This window comes from Sphingomonas endophytica (assembly GCF_001476895.1).
GTDB classification, from domain to species: Bacteria; Pseudomonadota; Alphaproteobacteria; order Sphingomonadales; family Sphingomonadaceae; genus Sphingomonas; species Sphingomonas endophytica_A.
In genome coordinates this window covers 1-669 of sequence record NZ_LDTB01000279.1, presented here as the reverse complement: position 1 = coordinate 669, position 669 = coordinate 1, and the positions used below count along the sequence as shown (strand labels likewise).

Below are 669 nucleotides of genomic sequence, written 5' to 3'. Positions count from 1 at the left end.
CCCGACATCATCCGCAAGGTGATCGGCGCCGGCGTGCCCAGGAACACGGTGATCAACGTCAACTTCCCGTCCTGCATGCCTGATGATGTCAAGGGCATCCGGATCACGCGGCAGGGCAAGCGCAATCAGGGCTTTCTGAAGATCGATCGCCGTCACGACGGACGCGGCAATCCATATTTCTGGATCGGCTTCGAGCGCGCCGCGATGATGGATACGCCGGCCGAGGGCACCGACCTTGCCGCGCTTGCTGCGCGCTACGTTTCGGTGACGCCGTTGCGGCTCGATCGCACCGATGAGGTGTTTTCGGAAACGCTGGTCGATACGCTGAAGTGATCTCGTGACCTAGACCGGCGCGCTGCGCATCGCGCTGGAGATCGCCTGGGCCAGTGTTTCCAGCTGGAAGGGCTTTTGCAGCGCCGGCCGGTCGCGATATTCCGGGGGCAGGCCGGATGAGCCGTAGCCGGTCGCGAAGATAAACGGGCGGTTGCGGGCGTTGATCAACTCGGCGACCGGCGTGATGACCTTGCCATTGACGTTGACGTCGAGGATCGCGAGGTCGACTTCGGTCGATTGCGCGAGCTTGACCGCCTCGCCGATTTCGCCGGCCTCGGCCGCGCCACTATGGCCGAGCTCTTCCAGCATATCGGCGACCATCATCCGGATCATGAC

At 63.4% G+C, this 669-nt stretch carries 2 protein-coding genes; one reads left to right on the top strand and one right to left on the bottom strand.

Annotated elements, in window-relative coordinates:
* Positions 1 to 333: 5'/3'-nucleotidase SurE (locus tag NS334_RS17185; RefSeq protein ID WP_275044704.1), on the top strand; the 333-nt coding region annotated here is incomplete at its 5' end.
* A gap of 9 nt (positions 334 to 342) precedes the next feature.
* On the opposite strand, the gene NS334_RS17180 is transcribed toward NS334_RS17185, so the two are convergent.
* Complete coding sequence (locus NS334_RS17180; RefSeq protein WP_206542736.1) at positions 343 to 642, bottom strand: response regulator; 300 nt, start codon at positions 640 to 642, stop codon at positions 343 to 345.
* Positions 643 to 669 lie beyond the last annotated feature (27 nt).